The sequence below is a fragment of the Burkholderia sp. BE12 genome (assembly GCF_002959955.1).
Taxonomy (GTDB): domain Bacteria; phylum Pseudomonadota; class Gammaproteobacteria; order Burkholderiales; family Burkholderiaceae; genus Burkholderia.
This window is the reverse complement of the sequence record NZ_PREY01000012.1, coordinates 39,294-54,175: the sequence shown is the minus strand read 5'-3', so window position 1 is coordinate 54,175 and position 14,882 is coordinate 39,294. Positions and strand designations below refer to the sequence as shown.

Annotated in this window: 13 protein-coding genes; 9 read left to right on the top strand and 4 right to left on the bottom strand. The window is 66.3% G+C overall.

Annotation, left to right across the window (positions count from 1 at the left end; all coding sequences use genetic code 11):
- Positions 1-207 precede the first annotated feature (207 nt).
- Complete coding sequence (locus C4B30_RS15480; protein WP_027783398.1) at positions 208-1,236, top strand: transporter; 1,029 nt, start codon at positions 208-210, stop codon at positions 1,234-1,236.
- Between the two features lie 158 nt (positions 1,237-1,394).
- Here the strand turns inward: C4B30_RS15480 and C4B30_RS15475 are convergent, their stop codons facing one another.
- Complete coding sequence (locus C4B30_RS15475) at positions 1,395-3,563, bottom strand: M1 family metallopeptidase (RefSeq protein ID WP_027783399.1); 2,169 nt, start codon at positions 3,561-3,563, stop codon at positions 1,395-1,397.
- Positions 3,564-4,206: 643 nt separating this feature from the next.
- Between C4B30_RS15475 and C4B30_RS15465 the strand changes: the two genes are divergently transcribed.
- The 4 genes from C4B30_RS15465 to C4B30_RS15450 all read left to right on the top strand — a co-directional run bounded on the left by C4B30_RS15465 (position 4,207) and on the right by C4B30_RS15450 (position 7,438).
- A complete protein-coding gene (locus C4B30_RS15465) occupies positions 4,207-4,701 on the top strand; it encodes an LEA type 2 family protein (RefSeq protein ID WP_027783400.1) in 495 nt (164 codons plus the stop codon).
- Positions 4,702-4,856: 155 nt separating this feature from the next.
- Positions 4,857-5,189 carry a YegP family protein gene (locus C4B30_RS15460; RefSeq protein WP_027783401.1) on the top strand — a complete coding sequence of 111 codons (333 nt, stop codon included), beginning with the start codon at positions 4,857-4,859 and terminating at the stop codon, positions 5,187-5,189.
- A gap of 135 nt (positions 5,190-5,324) precedes the next feature.
- On the top strand, positions 5,325-6,458 hold the full coding sequence (locus C4B30_RS15455) for a methyltransferase (protein ID WP_027783402.1): 1,134 nt from the start codon (positions 5,325-5,327) through the stop codon (positions 6,456-6,458).
- Positions 6,459-6,547: 89 nt separating this feature from the next.
- Entirely contained in the window at positions 6,548-7,438 is an 891-nt protein-coding gene (locus C4B30_RS15450) for a class I SAM-dependent methyltransferase (RefSeq protein ID WP_027783403.1), read from the top strand.
- 58 nt (positions 7,439-7,496) lie between these two features.
- Here C4B30_RS15450 and C4B30_RS15445 read toward each other — a convergent pair whose 3' ends face one another.
- Entirely contained in the window at positions 7,497-8,069 is a 573-nt protein-coding gene (locus C4B30_RS15445) for a DUF1415 domain-containing protein (protein WP_027783404.1), read from the bottom strand.
- 103 nt (positions 8,070-8,172) lie between these two features.
- Positions 8,173-8,793, bottom strand: a complete 621-nt coding sequence (locus tag C4B30_RS15440) for a TetR/AcrR family transcriptional regulator (RefSeq protein WP_027783405.1) — start codon at positions 8,791-8,793, stop codon at positions 8,173-8,175.
- Positions 8,794-9,007: 214 nt separating this feature from the next.
- Between C4B30_RS15440 and C4B30_RS15435 the strand changes: the two genes are divergently transcribed.
- The 3 genes from C4B30_RS15435 (at position 9,008) to C4B30_RS15425 (ending at position 12,491) form a co-directional block, all read left to right on the top strand.
- Positions 9,008-10,291, top strand: a complete 1,284-nt coding sequence (locus C4B30_RS15435; RefSeq protein WP_105132667.1) for an MFS transporter — start codon at positions 9,008-9,010, stop codon at positions 10,289-10,291.
- Between the two features lie 156 nt (positions 10,292-10,447).
- Positions 10,448-11,053, top strand: coding sequence for a nitroreductase family protein (locus C4B30_RS15430; RefSeq protein ID WP_027783407.1), 606 nt, complete (start codon positions 10,448-10,450; stop codon positions 11,051-11,053).
- Between the two features lie 187 nt (positions 11,054-11,240).
- Positions 11,241-12,491: an Hsp70 family protein gene (locus C4B30_RS15425; RefSeq protein ID WP_027783408.1), complete on the top strand. Its 1,251-nt coding sequence runs from the start codon at positions 11,241-11,243 to the stop codon at positions 12,489-12,491.
- Between the two features lie 99 nt (positions 12,492-12,590).
- Here C4B30_RS15425 and C4B30_RS15420 read toward each other — a convergent pair whose 3' ends face one another.
- Positions 12,591-12,794, bottom strand: coding sequence for a cold-shock protein (locus C4B30_RS15420; protein WP_006477070.1), 204 nt, complete (start codon positions 12,792-12,794; stop codon positions 12,591-12,593).
- Positions 12,795-13,214: 420 nt separating this feature from the next.
- Between C4B30_RS15420 and C4B30_RS15410 the strand changes: the two genes are divergently transcribed.
- Positions 13,215-14,813 carry an APC family permease gene (locus tag C4B30_RS15410; RefSeq protein ID WP_027783409.1) on the top strand — a complete coding sequence of 533 codons (1,599 nt, stop codon included), beginning with the start codon at positions 13,215-13,217 and terminating at the stop codon, positions 14,811-14,813.
- Positions 14,814-14,882 lie beyond the last annotated feature (69 nt).

Sequence of the window (14,882 nt, the reverse complement as noted above, 5' to 3'; positions counted from 1 at the left end):
CACGCCGCGATGTCTTTCCCGTCAGCGCCGCCCAATGGGCGGCGCGTTGTTTTCGGGGCAAGGAGCGGCTGCCGGTAGGATGCCGCGTGACACTGTCACGAGCGCGTCACGCCCGTCGGGCATACGTTTCCTATCTTTCCCGGCGCGGGCCCGCGACCCGCGATGTGCGGCGTGCCGCGCGCCGCGCGCCGCACGACCTTCGACACGATGGATCTGATCGTACAGACTTACGGCGCCGATACGTCCGGCATGGTGTGCGGATTCCGCTTCGTTCCGGGCGGCGCCGGCGCGATGCTCGATGCCGACGCGGCCGCCGCGTGGTTGCGCACGTGCCGCGAGCACGGCGCGGCCGCATCGGGCGATTTCGTCTGGCTGCATTTCAATCTCGCGCATGGCGCGAGCGAACGCTGGATGCGCACGCATCTCGGGTTGCCCGACAGCTTCTTCGAATTCCTGCACGAAGGCTCGCGCTCGACGCGCATCGAGCAGGAGGACGGCGCGTTGCGCGCCGTCGTCAACGACGTGATGTTCAATCTCGAGCTCACGCCGTCGGAGATCGCGACGCTGTTCGTCCACGTCGAGCGGCGCATCATGGTGACCGCGCGGCTCAAGCCGCTGCGCTCCGTCGACACGCTGCGCGCGTGCGTGCGCGACGGCGAGCAATTCCGCTCGCCCGCGGAACTGCTCGTGCACCTGCTGCGCGACCAGGCCGACCTGCTGATCCAGATCATGCGGCGCACGAGCGTCGATGTCGACCGCATCGAGGATCGCTTCCTGTCGCAGCGGCTCACGTCGAGCCGCATCGAGCTCGGCGCGATGCGCCGCACGCTGACGCGCCTGCAGCGCATGCTCGCGCCGGAGCCCGGCTCGATCTTCCGGCTGCTCGCGAAGCCGCCCGCGTGGCTGCACACGGAAGACGTGCAGGAGCTGCGCGAGTCGACCGAGGAATTCTCGCTGGTGCTCGCCGATCTGTCGGGACTCAACGAGCGCATCAAGCTGCTGCAGGAAGAGATCGGCTCGCGCCTGGACGAGCAGAACAACCGGACGCTGTTCACGCTGACGCTCGTCACCGTGATCGCGCTGCCGATCAACATCGTCGCGGGCTTCTTCGGGATGAACGTCGGCGGCGTGCCGTTCTCGGAGAACAAGCACGGCTTCTGGCTGATGGTGCTGCTCGTCGCGGGTTTCACCGCGCTGGCTGCGTGGTGGGCGTTTCGGCGCCGTGACGATCGCTAGCGCGGCATTCGAGCATCGCATCGACGCGGCAGCGCGTTTCGCGCCCGCGCCGGACGGCATGAAAAAAGGGCCTCGCGTGCGAGGCCCGTCAACAGGTCGGAGAAACCGGTACGCCGGCCGGCGCCGCGGGTGGCGCGGCGCCGGCCGGATCCGCACCGTTACTGCGTCACTACCTTGCGCGGCTTGAAGATGCCCTGGTATTGCCGTGCCGGGCGTTCCTTCGTCACCGGTTCGATGCCGCCGAAGGTCGGCGTCTGGCGCAGCTTCATCGCGGCCGGCGAAGCGACCGAGCCGATCGACGTCGAGCGCGAGGCCGGCGCGAGGTTGTTCGCGACGAGCAGCGCCGCTTCGCTCTTCAGGTTCGCCAGCAGCACCGGATCGGTCGAGCCGTTGACCTGCGTGAGCAGCCCGCTCCAGGCCGCGTCGCTGTAGTTCACGACGTAGTAGTCGAGACCGCTCGGGTCGGCGACCACGCCCGTGCAGCCGTCGATCCGCGTCTGCGCCTGCGTATCCTTCAGCGCGAGCGTCGTGCGTTTCGCGAGCCCCTGGCCGTACGCGAGCGTGATCGGCACCGTCCACTGCAGGCCCGGATACGCGTTCTTGTTCGGGAACGGCTGCTGTTTCAGCGTGACGACCGTCTGGTTCTTCGTCATGTCGCACTGCGTGTCGAGCGAGATCAGCGGCACGCCGGTCTGACGCACGTAGCTGTCGCCGATCGGGCCGACCGCCTGGCCGCTTTCCTTCGACAGCGCATCCCACAGACGCTTCGGCGTCCCGTTGCCGAACGAGTAGTCGACCAGGTACTGCTGCAGCCCCTTGCGCAGGGTCTGCTCGCCGAGATAGTTCTCGAGCGTCTTCAGCACGTGGCCGCCCTTGTCGTACGTGAACGCGCTGGCGCTCAGCACGAAGTCGTTCGATGCCCAGTCGTTGAAGTTCGGCGCGACCGGGAACGCGTTCGGGCCGATGTCACGATTGATCACGCGGTACTTGTTCTTCACCTGGTCGAGCCAGCTGAATTCGTCGGGGAAGAACTGGATCGTGGTCTTCGTCTCGAAGAACGTCGCGAACGATTCGTTGAGCCACACGTTGTCCCACCAGTCGGTCGTCACGAGATCGCCGAACCACTGGTGCGCCACTTCGTGCGTCAGCACTTCGTTGCCGTAGTGCGACATCGGCTGGCCCGGCTGCGGCAGGATGTCGTCGGCGAACTCGAGGATCGAGCCCCAGTTCTCCATCCCGCCGAAGTTCAGGTCCTTCTGCTCCTTGAACGCGTCGTTCGCGGCCACCGTGTCGAACTTCGTGAGCGGCAGCGCGATGCCCGTGTAGCGGTAGTAGAAGTCGAGCGCCTGCTTGGTGCGGTCCATCGCCGGCTTCGCCCACTCGCTCATGCCCGGCGGCGTGAACACGCGCAGGTGCAGGCCGCCCTTGCCGCCCGGCAGCGGGCTCGTGAAGTCGTCCTCGTAGGTGTCGAACATGCCGCCGCCGAAGAACAGCAGGTACGACGGCATCGGCGGGGTCTTCTCGAACTGCACGAGCTTGTAGCCGCCGCCGACGTTGGTCGACGGCTTCTCGGCCGCGTTCGACACGACGCGCCAGCTTTGCGGCACTTCGGCCGTCACTTCATAGGTCGGGCGGAACGCCGGCTCGTCCCAGCCCGGGAACCACTGGCGCGACAGGTTGGTTTCGCCCTGCGTCAGGATCGCGCCGCTCGTCTTGCCGTCGGTGCCCTTCAGGTCGACGCGGAACACGCCTTCCGCGGCCGAGCAGCCCGGATACGGATCGTCGCCGCAGCTGCCGCCCGTTTGCGTGGCCGGATCGTCGTACGACTTGAAGTTGATGATGCCCGACCACTCCATGTGCAGCGAATAGTTGCCCGGCGCGATCGTGCCGGCGACGGGGCGCAACTGATAGAAGTCGCCCTTGTCCTGCGGCGTCGCGATCAGCTGGATGTTGCCCGGCTGCAGCGTGATGCGGCCGTTGGTGAACTTGATCCGGTGGCCGGCGATCACGATGTTGTTGACCGGCTTCAGCACCTTGATCTCGACGTCGGCGCGGCCGTCGAACGCGTTCAGCGCTTCGTTCGGGCGGAACCACAGCCGGTAGTTCACGGGCACCACGGTGTCCGGCAGTTCGACAGGCGGGACGCTCTTGTCGACGTTCGATGCGCTCGGCGGCGCGGTGACGGCGGGCGACGAGCCCGTGTGCGGCGCGCCGGCGGAGCTGAGCGCGGAAGCGGAGCCCGCACCGCCGTCGTCGCCGCCGCACCCGGCGAGCGCGAGTGCGGCGACGAGCGGCAGATAACGCATCTTGCGAATATGAATCGACATGACTGAATCCTCGATTGTTGAAAGAATCGTTCAGTGCTGCGAAAACGCCGGCAAAAGCAATCCCCTCGCCGTTTAATCAACAGCGAAAAAATGCCAATGACGGATTATTCGAAAAGACGGCGGCCGACTACGTGAAGGTAATCATGGTTTACTGCCCCCTCTGAATTTCCGGATGTCGGTTAACTGGCCGGTTCAAAATGGCCGCACGCGTGTTGTACTGAATTGATTTCGCGCGCACGACACGGGGCCGCACGCCCGGCGCGGGCGCGCAATCCCTTTGAACCGACGACCTACGGGGCTGGCCGGGCCAGTCCGCAGGACGGAAGGACAGCGTGTCGCCATCCCGTAAATTCGCCGTCATGCGGCTTCAAGGTTTGTCGGCTTGCTCCAAGGATGCGTAAATATACTTGATGGTTTTGGGTAAAGGAAACGAAAAATTTAGAAAGAGCATCTATTGAATTCCGAGCGCTTCATTGAATTCTGAAAGTCATTAATGTGCTTTCCGTTTAGCTGGCGATTTCGTAGTTTTAATCTATTAACAATCTTGCGCCGCCGCGAAAACTACGAAATCCGGTGAAGGGCGGCACGGTCGGTACAATGCATCGACGATCCCGTTCACCGATTGCCGCGAGGAGACTGTCCCATGCCACGAGCCCTGTTCCGTATCGCGCCGCTGCGCGCCGCGCTGCTGCTGTTTGCCGCCATGTTCGTGCTGGGTGGTTGCGCGGGGCTCACGCGCGAGCCGGTGCGCGTGTCGGTCGCCGGGCTCGACCCGCTCGTCGGGCAGGGCCTCGAGATGCGCTTCAGCCTGAAGTTGCGCGTGCAGAACCCGAACGATGCGCCGATCGACTACGACGGCATCTCGGTCGCGCTCGACCTGAACGGCACGCCGTTCGCGAGCGGCGTCAGCGATCGGGCGGGCACCGTGCCGCGGTTCGGCGAGGCCGTGCTCGACGTGCCGGTTTCGGTATCGGCCTTCGCGGCCGCGCGGCAGGCGTGGAACCTGCCCGGCGCGGCCGCGAACGGCGAGCTGCCGTATGCGCTGCGCGGCCGGCTCGCCGGCAGCGTGCTGGGCACCGTGCACTTCAGCGACGCGGGCACGCTGCGTCTGCCGACCCTGCCGGGATGGGGCGGCTAGATCGTCCGATCGAAATTCAACATCGGCCAAATGTGTCGAAATATTTACTATTTAACAGTCTTTAACGCCTATCTCCGCGGAATGTCGACTTTCGTCGACGGGCCCCCTTACACTTGCCGATGTCCGAGGGTCGGACATTCTTTTAGGGGAAATCCATGGCGGCAAAATTCGAGCTCAAGAAGGCCACGAACGGTCAGTACTACTTCCACCTGAAGTCGGCGAACGGCGAGATCATCCTCGCGAGCGAGCGGTACGAGGAGAAAAGCGGTGCGAGAAACGGGATTGCATCCGTGCGGGAAAATGCGCCGCTCGACGAGCGTTACGAGCGCAAGCTCGCCCACAACGGTGAGCCGATGTTCAATCTGAAGGCGGCCAACCACCAGGTCATCGGCACGAGCGAGACGTACAGCAGCGTGCAGGCACGCGAGAACGGCATCGCTGCCGTCAAGCGCGACGCGCCCGTTGCGGAAGCCGTCGATCTCGCCTGATCGACGGTTGCGCCGCGACGAACACTTGCGGGCGGCCGTCGCGGCGCCCGTTTTGCCGGGTCGGGCAAAGCGCGGTATGGTGTGGTCCGCGCGGCGAATTCTCGCCGCCGTTGAAGCCAACCGTACCGAGTTCGCGTGACCGATTCCCCCGTTTTCCACTGGACCGACGCCGACGGCGTCGATCATGCCGTGCGCTGGCGCTCCGAAGCCGGCGTGCCGCCGCCGAAGCGCGCGGTGCCCGCCGACGACCGTCTCACCGCCGACGCAGCCTACCGCCTCGCCTGCGAAGGCACCGCGCTCGTCTGGCAGGGTGACTTCCAGAATGCGCGCCAGCTCGTGCAGGCGATGGCGCGCCGTGTCGAACGCAAGCCGAAGAAGGCGAAAGCCGCGGCCGGCGTCGATGCGTTCAACCTGCATCGTCTCGCGCAATCGCAGCGCGCCCGCACGCTCGGCATGCTGCTGATCCCGCTCGACGCCGATTACACGATCCCGCTGCGCCGCGCGCCCGACGTGCGGGCGGCCTGCGAGGAGGCGTACGGCCCCGGCGGCGCGCCGTCGGTCGTGTCGCTGCGCGAATTGCTCGGCCTCGTCGGCGCCCATGAATGGCGCAAGAAGGGCGTGCCGATCCCGGCGCTCGGCGGCGCGCCGATCCATCCGCACTACGGCGTGTTCTCGCCGGTGCGCGGCGAATACGTGGAGCTCGTCGCGCGTGCGCCGCTGCCGGCGACGTCGCTCGCGTTCGATATCGGCACGGGCACCGGCGTGCTGGCGGCGGTGCTCGCGTCGCGCGGCGTCGAGCGCATCGTCGCGACCGACCAGGATCCGCGCGCGCTGGCTTGCGCGCGTGAGAACGTCGCGCGGCTAGGGCACGCGGGCCAGGTCGATATCGTCGAGGCCGACCTGTTTCCGCCCGGCCGCGCGCCGCTCGTGGTCTGCAACCCGCCGTGGGTGCCGGCCCGGCCGAGCGCGCCGATCGAATACGCGGTCTACGACCCGGACAGCCGCATGCTGCGCGGTTTCCTCGCAGGGCTGGCCGCGCATCTGGAGCCGGGCGGCGAGGGCTGGCTGATCCTGTCCGATTTCGCCGAGCATCTCGGCCTGCGGCCGCGCGAAACCTTGCTGCAGTGGATCGACGAAGCCGGCCTCGTCGTGCTCGGCCGCGACGACATCCGCCCCGCGCATCCGAAGTCGACGGACGCCGACGATCCGCTGCATGCGGCGCGTCGCGCCGAGGTCACGTCGCTGTGGCGGCTCGGCGCCCGGGCCTGACCGCGTATTTTCGGTAAACTACCGCCATTCCTCACGAATTCCCGCCGCCGGGCCGTGGTCGACAGACCGTGGCCCGGCGGCGCTTCACGATGTCGAACAAAACCCACGAAATCCGTCCGGAGCAGTCCGTCGAGCTGCTGAAGGAACTGCACATCCTCACCCGCGACGGGAAGCTGAATCAGGACAGCCGCCGCAAGCTGAAGCAGGTCTATCACCTGTTCCAGTTCGTCGAGCCGCTGCTCGCCGGCGTGCAGGCCGACAAAGGTCAGGTGACGCTCGTCGATCACGGCGCCGGCAAGTCGTATCTCGGCTTCATCCTGTACGACCTGTTCTTCAAGCAGCAGCCGGGGCACGGCACGCCGGCGTTCGCGTCGCACGTGTACGGCATCGAGACGCGCGAGGAGCTCGTCACGCGTTCGACCGAGCTTGCCGCGCGGCTCGGGTTCGGCGGCATGTCGTTCCTGAACCTGTCGGTCGCCGATTCGATCACGTCGCCGCAACTGCCCGAAACGGTCGACGTCGTCACCGCGCTGCACGCGTGCGACACGGCGACCGACGACGCGATCCGCTTCGCGCTCGCGAAGCGCGCGCAGCACATCGTGCTGGTGCCGTGCTGCCAGGCGGAAGTCGCGGGCGTGCTGCGCAGGAACAAGGGCAAGTCGCTCGCGAATGCGCTGACCGAGGTGTGGCGCCATCCGCTGCATACGCGCGAATTCGGCAGCCAGATCACCAACGTGCTGCGCTGCCTGCAGCTCGAGGCGCACGGCTACCAGGTCAGCGTGACCGAGCTGGTCGGCTGGGAGCATTCGATGAAGAACGAGCTGATCATCGCGCAGTACAAGAACCTGCCGCGCCGCAAGCCCGGCGAGCGGCTGAACGAAATCCTCCAAATGTTCGGGCTCGCCGAACTGAACGAGCGCTTCTTCGTCGCGCAAGCCGCCGCCGCGGGCGACGACATCGTCGAGCCGGCCGAAGGCTGACGCGCGAGCGCGTGGGCGGCGCGGGCATGGCGCCCGCGCCGCCCCGTTGCACGCCGTGTCACACGTCGTCGCCCGGCCGGCGCATCCATTCGCGCCAGCCTTCGTGGCCGAGGCGGCGTAGGGTTTCCTGATTCTTTTCGTAGATCGCGGACGCGTCCGGGAACGCGTCGACCGCGCGCGCGATGCTGTCCTCGCGCAGCAGGTGCAGGATCGGATAGGGTGCGCGGTTCGTGTAGTTCTCGATGTCGTCGGGTTCGGTGCCTTCGAATTGGTAGCGCGGATGGAAGCTCGCGATCTGCAGCACGCCGTCGAGCCGCAATTGCCGCACGAGCCGCTCGGCAAAGAACAGCGCATCGTTGTAGTCGACGAAATCGGCGAACGCGTGCGGGTAGATCACGAGCGTCGTATCGACCTGCTGCGGGTCCGCTGCTTCCAGCGCGCGCAACTCGGTTTCGAGTTCGGCGAGCGCGTCTTCCAGCGTCGTCGCTTCGCTGATCGCGTAGCGCACCTGTTCCTTCACGTAGACGCTTTTCGCGAACGGGCACAGGTTGAGCCCGATCACCGCGCGCGCGAGCCAGTGCCGCGTGGCGGCGAGGATGTCGTCGTGCGAGTCGGGGCGGGTGTCGGTCATCGTGATACCAGTCGGGCGGAAGGGCAAAAAGGGCAAAAAGGGCAAAAAGGGCGAAGAGGGCCGCATTGTAGCGGGCGCGCCGGGGACGAACGCGCGCGACCCGTCACGCGCAGGCCGCTTCGATCAACTGCGTGACGAGCGCGGGCGCAATGCCGATCGGCGTTTCGCCGTGCCGGTAGGTCTGGCTCGCCGCGTAGATGCCTTCGACCACCAGCGCGAGCGCATCGGCCAGCGCCTTCGGCTGTCGCGCACCGGCGCCTTCGCAAAGCGCGACGAGCCGTTTCATCAACTGCTCCTTGTTCTGCGCGACGCGTTCGCGCGCCGGGTGCGACGCATCCGGGAATTCGGCGGCGACGTTGACGAACGGGCAGCCGCGATAGTCCTTTTGTGTCGCACGCTCGGCGAGATCGACGAAGTACTGGATCAACTGCGCCTTCGGCTGCCCCGGATGCTTCGCGGCGCTCGTGTCGAGCCGCTCGAAGAAGCACGCGTCCATCCGTTCCAGATACGCGAGGATCAGCTCGTCCTTCGACGAGAACTGGCGATACAGGCTCATCTTGTTGACGCCCGCGCGCTCCACCACGGCCTCGACGCCGACCGCTCGCACGCCTTCCCTGTAAAACAGCTCCTCGGCGGCACGCAGCAGGTGCTCCTGCGCGGTGGCGCCGTCGATTTGCCGGCGCGTGCGTCGCGCCAGCGGTTTGGCGACCTCGATGCCCGACATGATGACCCTCGACTACGTGGTGAATTGCTTGACATGTTACCGACTGGTAACTACGATCGCAACACACTTGTGACCGACCGGTAACAATGCCGGCCGGATCGACGGAAAATGCCAAGCATCGGCCCGGGTCAGCCGATGCGGTGTGCGGCGGAGGTGGCCTGGCGGGGCGGGGCAGGCGCGATGGCGCCGGAGCCGCCAACTGGAGAACGCGAAGATGAACTGGGCAGTGACACGAATCAGCGGGCGCTTTCATTACGGATGGCTCGCGGCGGCGGTGGTATTCCTGATCCTGCTGGCGGCGGCCGGCACACGCGCGACGCCGAGCGTGCTGATGGTGCCGCTCGAACGCGAGCTCGGCTGGAGCCGGGCGGCGATTTCGCTGGCGATTTCGGTGAACATCGCGCTGTACGGCCTGACGGGCCCCTTCGCGGCCGCCGCGATGCAGCGCTTCGGGCTGCGGCCGACGATCCTCACCGCGCTCGTGACGATGAGCGCGGGCGTCGCGCTGTCGTCGATGATGACGCAGAGCTGGCAGATGGTGGCGATCTGGGGCCTGATGGTCGGCAGCTCGACGGGCGTCGTCGCGCTGACGCTGTCCGCGACCTTCGTCACGCGCTGGTTCCATGCGCGGCGCGGCCTCGTGATGGGGATCCTGACCGCGAGCACGGCCACCGGCCAGCTCGTGTTCCTGCCGATGCTCGCGGCGATCGCGCAGCGCCACGGCTGGCGGCCGGTCGTGCTGGTCGTCGCGGTGGCGGCCGCGATCGTGATTCCGCTCGTCGCGTTCCTGCTGCCCGAGCGGCCGGCCGACGTGCGGTTGCGCCCGTACGGCGAGCCGGCCGATGCGCCGTCCGCGCCCGATGCGACGAAGGAGAACCCGCTCGCGGTCGCGTTCCGCACGCTGCTGATGGCGAGCCGCTCGCGCGACTTCTGGCTGCTGTTCTTCAGCTTCTTCATCTGTGGCGCGAGCACCAACGGCTATGTCGGCACGCACCTGATCGCGATGTGCAGCGACTACGGGATGACCGAAGTACAGGGCGCGTCGCTGCTCGCGGCGATGGGCGTGTTCGACCTGTTCGGCACGACGCTGTCGGGATGGTTGTCCGACCGTTACGACAACCGCGTGCTGTTGTTCTGGTATTACGGGCTGCGCGGGCTGTCGCTGATCTATCTGCCGCATGCGTTCGGGATCGATTTCTTCGGGCTGCCGCTGTTCGCGATGTTCTACGGGCTCGACTGGATCGCGACCGTGCCGCCCACCGTACGGCTCGCGACCGACGTGTTCGGCAAGGCCGCGGCGCCGGTCGTGTTCGGCTGGATCGTCGCCGGCCACCAGCTCGGCGCGGCGTTCGCGGCGCTCGGCGCGGGGCTGCTGCGCGCGAGCCTCGGCACCTATACGATTGCGTCGATGATCTCGGGCGGCTTGTGCATCGTCGGGGCGCTGATCGTGCTGCGGATCAACCGCGGACCGTCGCGCGCGGCCGCGCAGGCAGCCTGATCGCGGCGGCCCGGCCGGCCGTACAGGCTGCGGCCGGCCATTGCACACCAGGAGATTTGCATGGCGCGGCGGGATCGGGCGCGCAATCGCTCAAGCGGGTATGCTTGCGGTTCGCCGGGCGTTCGCGCCCCTTCATCGATGTCAGCGAGGAACCGCATGTCCGTCAAACCTGCTCCCACCACTGTTTCGATTCACGATCTGATCGCGGGCCGCTGGAGCCCGCGCGCGTATTCGGACGAACCCGTCAGCGTCGGCGATCTCCACGCGGTGCTCGAAGCGGCGCGCTGGGCACCGTCCGCGTACAACGCGCAGCCGTGGCGTTTCATCGTATTCGAACGCGCCCAGGACGAAGATGCATTCAAGCGCGCGTTCGCGACGCTGGTGCCGTTCAATCAGGGCTGGAATGCGCCGGCGCCGGTGCTGATCGCGGTCACCGCGCACACGTTGACGCCGAAGGGCGAGCCGGCGCCGACCGCGCTGTACGACGCCGGCGCCGCCGCGATGTCGCTGGTGCTGCAGGCGCACGCGCTCGGCCTCGCCGCGCACCAGATGAGCGGGTTCGACGCGAAGGCGTTCCGCGACGCGTTCGCGATTCCGGCGGACGTTGCGATCGCGTCGATCATCTCGCTCGGCCACTACGGGAACGTCGACAAGCTCGATCCCGTGCTGCGCGATCGCGAGAAGGCGCCGCGTACGCGCCATGCGATCGGCGAAGTCGTCTACGCGGGTGCGTGGAAGAAGAGCTTCGACGCGGCAGCCTGACCCCGCGGGCGGGCAGGCTGCGTCGCGCGTCCTGTCCGCGCATGTTCCCGGTGCGCCACGCCGCGCGCCGTTGCCGCCGGCGCCCGTTGCGCGGCGCTGGTGGCCGGCCCCGGTTGTGATCCCGCGGGCTTCATGTTAAAAAGCCGGTCCTTTCCGTTTTCGCGCCGGCCTGCTGCGGCAATTTCCCATGACTTACTGCGCGATCGATTTCGGCACGTCCAATTCCGCCGTGGCGCTGCCCGACGGCGATGGCATGCGCCTCGCGCCCGTCGAGGGCGACCACCTGACGCTGCCCACCGCGATCTTCTTCAACAACGACGAAGAGACGGTCGAATACGGCCGGGCGGCGCTGGCCTCCTATATCGACGGTTTCGACGGCCGGCTGATGCGCTCGATGAAGAGCATTCTCGGCTCGCCGCTCGCGGAAACGACGACCGACCTGGGCGACGGCAGTGCGATCGCGTACACCGAAATCATCGCGCGCTTCCTGACGCACCTGAAGCGCAAGGCCGAAGCGCGCGCGGGCGCGCCGATCGGCCGCGCGGTGCTCGGCCGGCCGGTGTTCTTCGTCGACGACGATCCGCGCGCCGACCGCCTCGCCCAGGATCAGCTCGAGGCGGCCGCGCGATCGGTCGGCTTCGCGGACGTGCATTTCCAGTACGAACCGATCGCCGCCGCGTTCGACTACGAATCGCGCCAGCCGGCCGAGCGTCTGGTGCTCGTCGCCGACATCGGCGGCGGCACGTCCGACTTCTCGCTGGTGCGCGTCGGCCCGGAGCGGATGGCGCGGCTCGAGCGCAAGGACGACGTGCTCGCGCACCACGGCGTGCACGTCGCGGGCACCGACTACGACCGGCGTGTCGAGCTGGCGGCGATCCTGCCCGCATTCGGCTACCGTTCGCTCGACCCGGAAGGACGCGAACTGCCGAACAAGATCTACTTCGATCTCGCGACCTGGCACCTGATCAACACCGTCTACACGCCGAAGCGGGTCGGCGAGCTGAAGCTGATGAAGCACCTGTACCAGGATGTGCGGCAGTACGACCGGCTCACGAGCGTGGTCGAGCAGCGGCTCGGGCACGCGCTGATGGCGCGCGCGGAAGAAGCGAAGATCGGCGTCGCGGCGGGCGGGGAGACGATGATCGACCTGAACGACGTGGAAGAAGATCTGCTGATCGCGTTCGACGCGGATCGCCTCGTCGACGCGAGTCGGGACGATACCGCGCGCATCGTCGACGCCGCGCGCGAGACGGTGCGGCTCGCGGGCGTCGCGCCGCGCGAGGTCGGTGCGCTGTATTTCACCGGCGGTTCGACGGGGCTCGGGTTCCTGTCGAGCGCGCTCGCCGGCGCGTTTCCGGATGCGCAGCCGGTGTTCGGCGACCGCCTCGCGAGTGTCGCGACGGGGCTCGGTATTCACGCGCAGCGACTGTTCGGCTGAATGGCGGGGCGGCTATCGCTCCCCATGCCGGACGGCCGGCACCAAAAACAAAAAGCCCCGCCGAAGCGGGGCTTTTTTACACGAATGATCGCGCCAAGCTTAGACCGGACGGATGTTCGCAGCTTGCAGACCCTTCGGGCCCGTCTTCACTTCGAATTCAACCTTCTGGTTTTCTTGCAGCGTCTTGAAGCCTTCGACGCGGATTTCCGAGAAGTGCGCGAACAGATCGTCGCCGCCGCCTTCCGGGGTGATGAAGCCGAAGCCCTTTGCGTCATTGAACCACTTGACGGTACCGGTTGCCATGTTACTTGTTCCTAAAAAGATAAAACGGGGCCGAAGCCCATGGTGTGCGGAAAATCAAGGAAGGGGTAATAGGACCAACCGGAGTACCGTTGATGGGCGAACTACGAAAGAACCAATTCACTCGCCACTTGAAATCCTGCGAAGTCCTTTATACGGCTAATCCGTCTGATGGTCAACCGTATTCCCGTGCTCTCAGGGTTATTGCGGAGATCAGGTTTACAAAGCTTGCAAGCCATGCGAATTTTTTGTAGGGGCCGATCGATTTTGGCGCCACGTTCGAGGTGCAACCGTTAAACTACGCGCCGCGTGGACGGGTTGCCCCGATCGGGTGACCCTCCCCCCCAAGAATGCGTGCGCGGTGCTGTCCGAGCCGATCCCGGACCGCAGGCCGACCATGCTTTTTGAGACACAGGAGAGGATGTGAAGAGTTCTATTCAACGGAACATCGGCCCGTTTGCATTGATGCTGACGGGGCTGGGTTCGATTATCGGCTCGGGCTGGCTGTTCGGTGCCTGGAAGGCCGCGAAGATCGCCGGTCCGGCGGCGATCTGCGCATGGATCATCGGCGCGGTCGTGATTCTCGCGATTGCGCTGACGTATGCGGAACTGGGCGCGATGTTCCCCGAGTCGGGCGGCATGGTGCGCTACGCGCGCTACTCGCACGGTTCGCTGGTGGGTTTCATCAGCGCATGGGCCAACTGGATCGCGATCGTATCCGTGATCCCGATCGAGGCCGAAGCGTCGATCCAGTACATGAGCACGTGGCCGTATCCGTGGGCGCATGCGCTGTTCGTGAACGGAGAATTGCAAACCCTCGGCCTGCTGCTGTCGGCCGTGCTGGTCGTCATCTACTTCATGCTGAACTACTGGGGCGTCAAGGCCTTCGCGCGGGCGAACACCGCGATCACGATCTTCAAGTTCCTGATCCCCGGCTTGACGATCCTCGGCCTGATGCTGACGAGCTTCCACTCGGAGAACCTCGGCACCGCGTCGAATACGAGCTTCGCGCCGTACGGCTGGTCGGCCGTGCTGACCGCGGTCGCGACGAGCGGCATCGTGTTCGCGTTCAACGGCTTCCAGAGCCCGGTGAATCTGGCCGGTGAAGCGCGCAATCCGTCGCGCAGCGTGCCGTTCGCGGTGATCACGTCGATCCTGCTCGCGCTCGTGATCTACGTGCTGTTGCAAATGGCGTATATCGGTTCGGTGAATCCGGCCGACGTCGCGAAGGGCTGGGCGCACTTCAACTTCTCGTCGCCGTTCGCGGAACTCGCGATCGCGCTGAACCTGAACTGGCTCGCGATCCTGCTGTATGTCGACGCGTTCATCAGCCCGAGCGGCACCGGTACGACCTACATGGCGACGACCACCCGCATGATTTACGCGATGGAGCGCAACAACACGATGCCGAAGATGTTCGGCAACGTGCACCCGATCTACGGCGTGCCGCGCCAGGCGATGTGGTTCAACCTGCTCGTGTCGTTCGTCTTCCTGTTCTTCTTCCGCGGCTGGAGCTCGCTCGCGGCGGTGATCTCGGTCGCGACGGTGATCTCGTACCTGACCGGCCCGATCAGCCTGATGGCGCTGCGCCGTGCGGCGACCGACATCGAGCGTCCGCTGTCGATTCCGCTGATGAAGCTGATCGCACCGTTCGCGTTCGTGTGCGCATCGCTGATCCTGTACTGGGCGAAGTGGCCGCTGACGGGCGAAATCATCCTGCTGATGATCGTCGCGCTGCCGGTGTACTTCTTCTTCCAGGCGAAGTCGGGCTGGACCGGCTGGGGCGCCGACCTGAAGGCCGCATGGTGGCTGGTCGCGTACCTGCCGACGATGGCCGTGCTGTCGCTGATCGGCAGCAAGGAGTTCGGCGGTCACGGCGTGCTGCCGTACGGCTGGGACATGCTGGTCGTCGCGGCAATCGCGCTGGTGTTCTACTTCTGGGGCGTGAATACCGGTTACCGGACCCAGTATCTCGACGAGCGAGAGTCGCACGACGAGATCCTCGAAGGGGTCGGTGTCTGACGGCTGACCTGTCGCCGGATTCGGCGGCGGCAGGATGCAGTGACAAAAGCCCGCCCGAGCGATGCTCGG

Coding starts and splice junctions, on each gene's coding strand:
- C4B30_RS15425 (WP_027783408.1), top strand. CDS start 11,241: ATGACTTACTGCGCGATCGATTTCGGCACGTCCAATTCCGCCGTGGCG.
- C4B30_RS15460 (WP_027783401.1), top strand. CDS start 4,857: ATGGCGGCAAAATTCGAGCTCAAGAAGGCCACGAACGGTCAGTACTAC.
- C4B30_RS15465 (WP_027783400.1), top strand. CDS start 4,207: ATGCCACGAGCCCTGTTCCGTATCGCGCCGCTGCGCGCCGCGCTGCTG.
- C4B30_RS15430 (WP_027783407.1), top strand. CDS start 10,448: ATGTCCGTCAAACCTGCTCCCACCACTGTTTCGATTCACGATCTGATC.
- C4B30_RS15480 (WP_027783398.1), top strand. CDS start 208: ATGGATCTGATCGTACAGACTTACGGCGCCGATACGTCCGGCATGGTG.
- C4B30_RS15420 (WP_006477070.1), bottom strand. CDS start 12,794: ATGGCAACCGGTACCGTCAAGTGGTTCAATGACGCAAAGGGCTTCGGC.
- C4B30_RS15435 (WP_105132667.1), top strand. CDS start 9,008: ATGAACTGGGCAGTGACACGAATCAGCGGGCGCTTTCATTACGGATGG.
- C4B30_RS15445 (WP_027783404.1), bottom strand. CDS start 8,069: ATGACCGACACCCGCCCCGACTCGCACGACGACATCCTCGCCGCCACG.
- C4B30_RS15450 (WP_027783403.1), top strand. CDS start 6,548: ATGTCGAACAAAACCCACGAAATCCGTCCGGAGCAGTCCGTCGAGCTG.
- C4B30_RS15475 (WP_027783399.1), bottom strand. CDS start 3,563: ATGTCGATTCATATTCGCAAGATGCGTTATCTGCCGCTCGTCGCCGCA.
- C4B30_RS15440 (WP_027783405.1), bottom strand. CDS start 8,793: ATGTCGGGCATCGAGGTCGCCAAACCGCTGGCGCGACGCACGCGCCGG.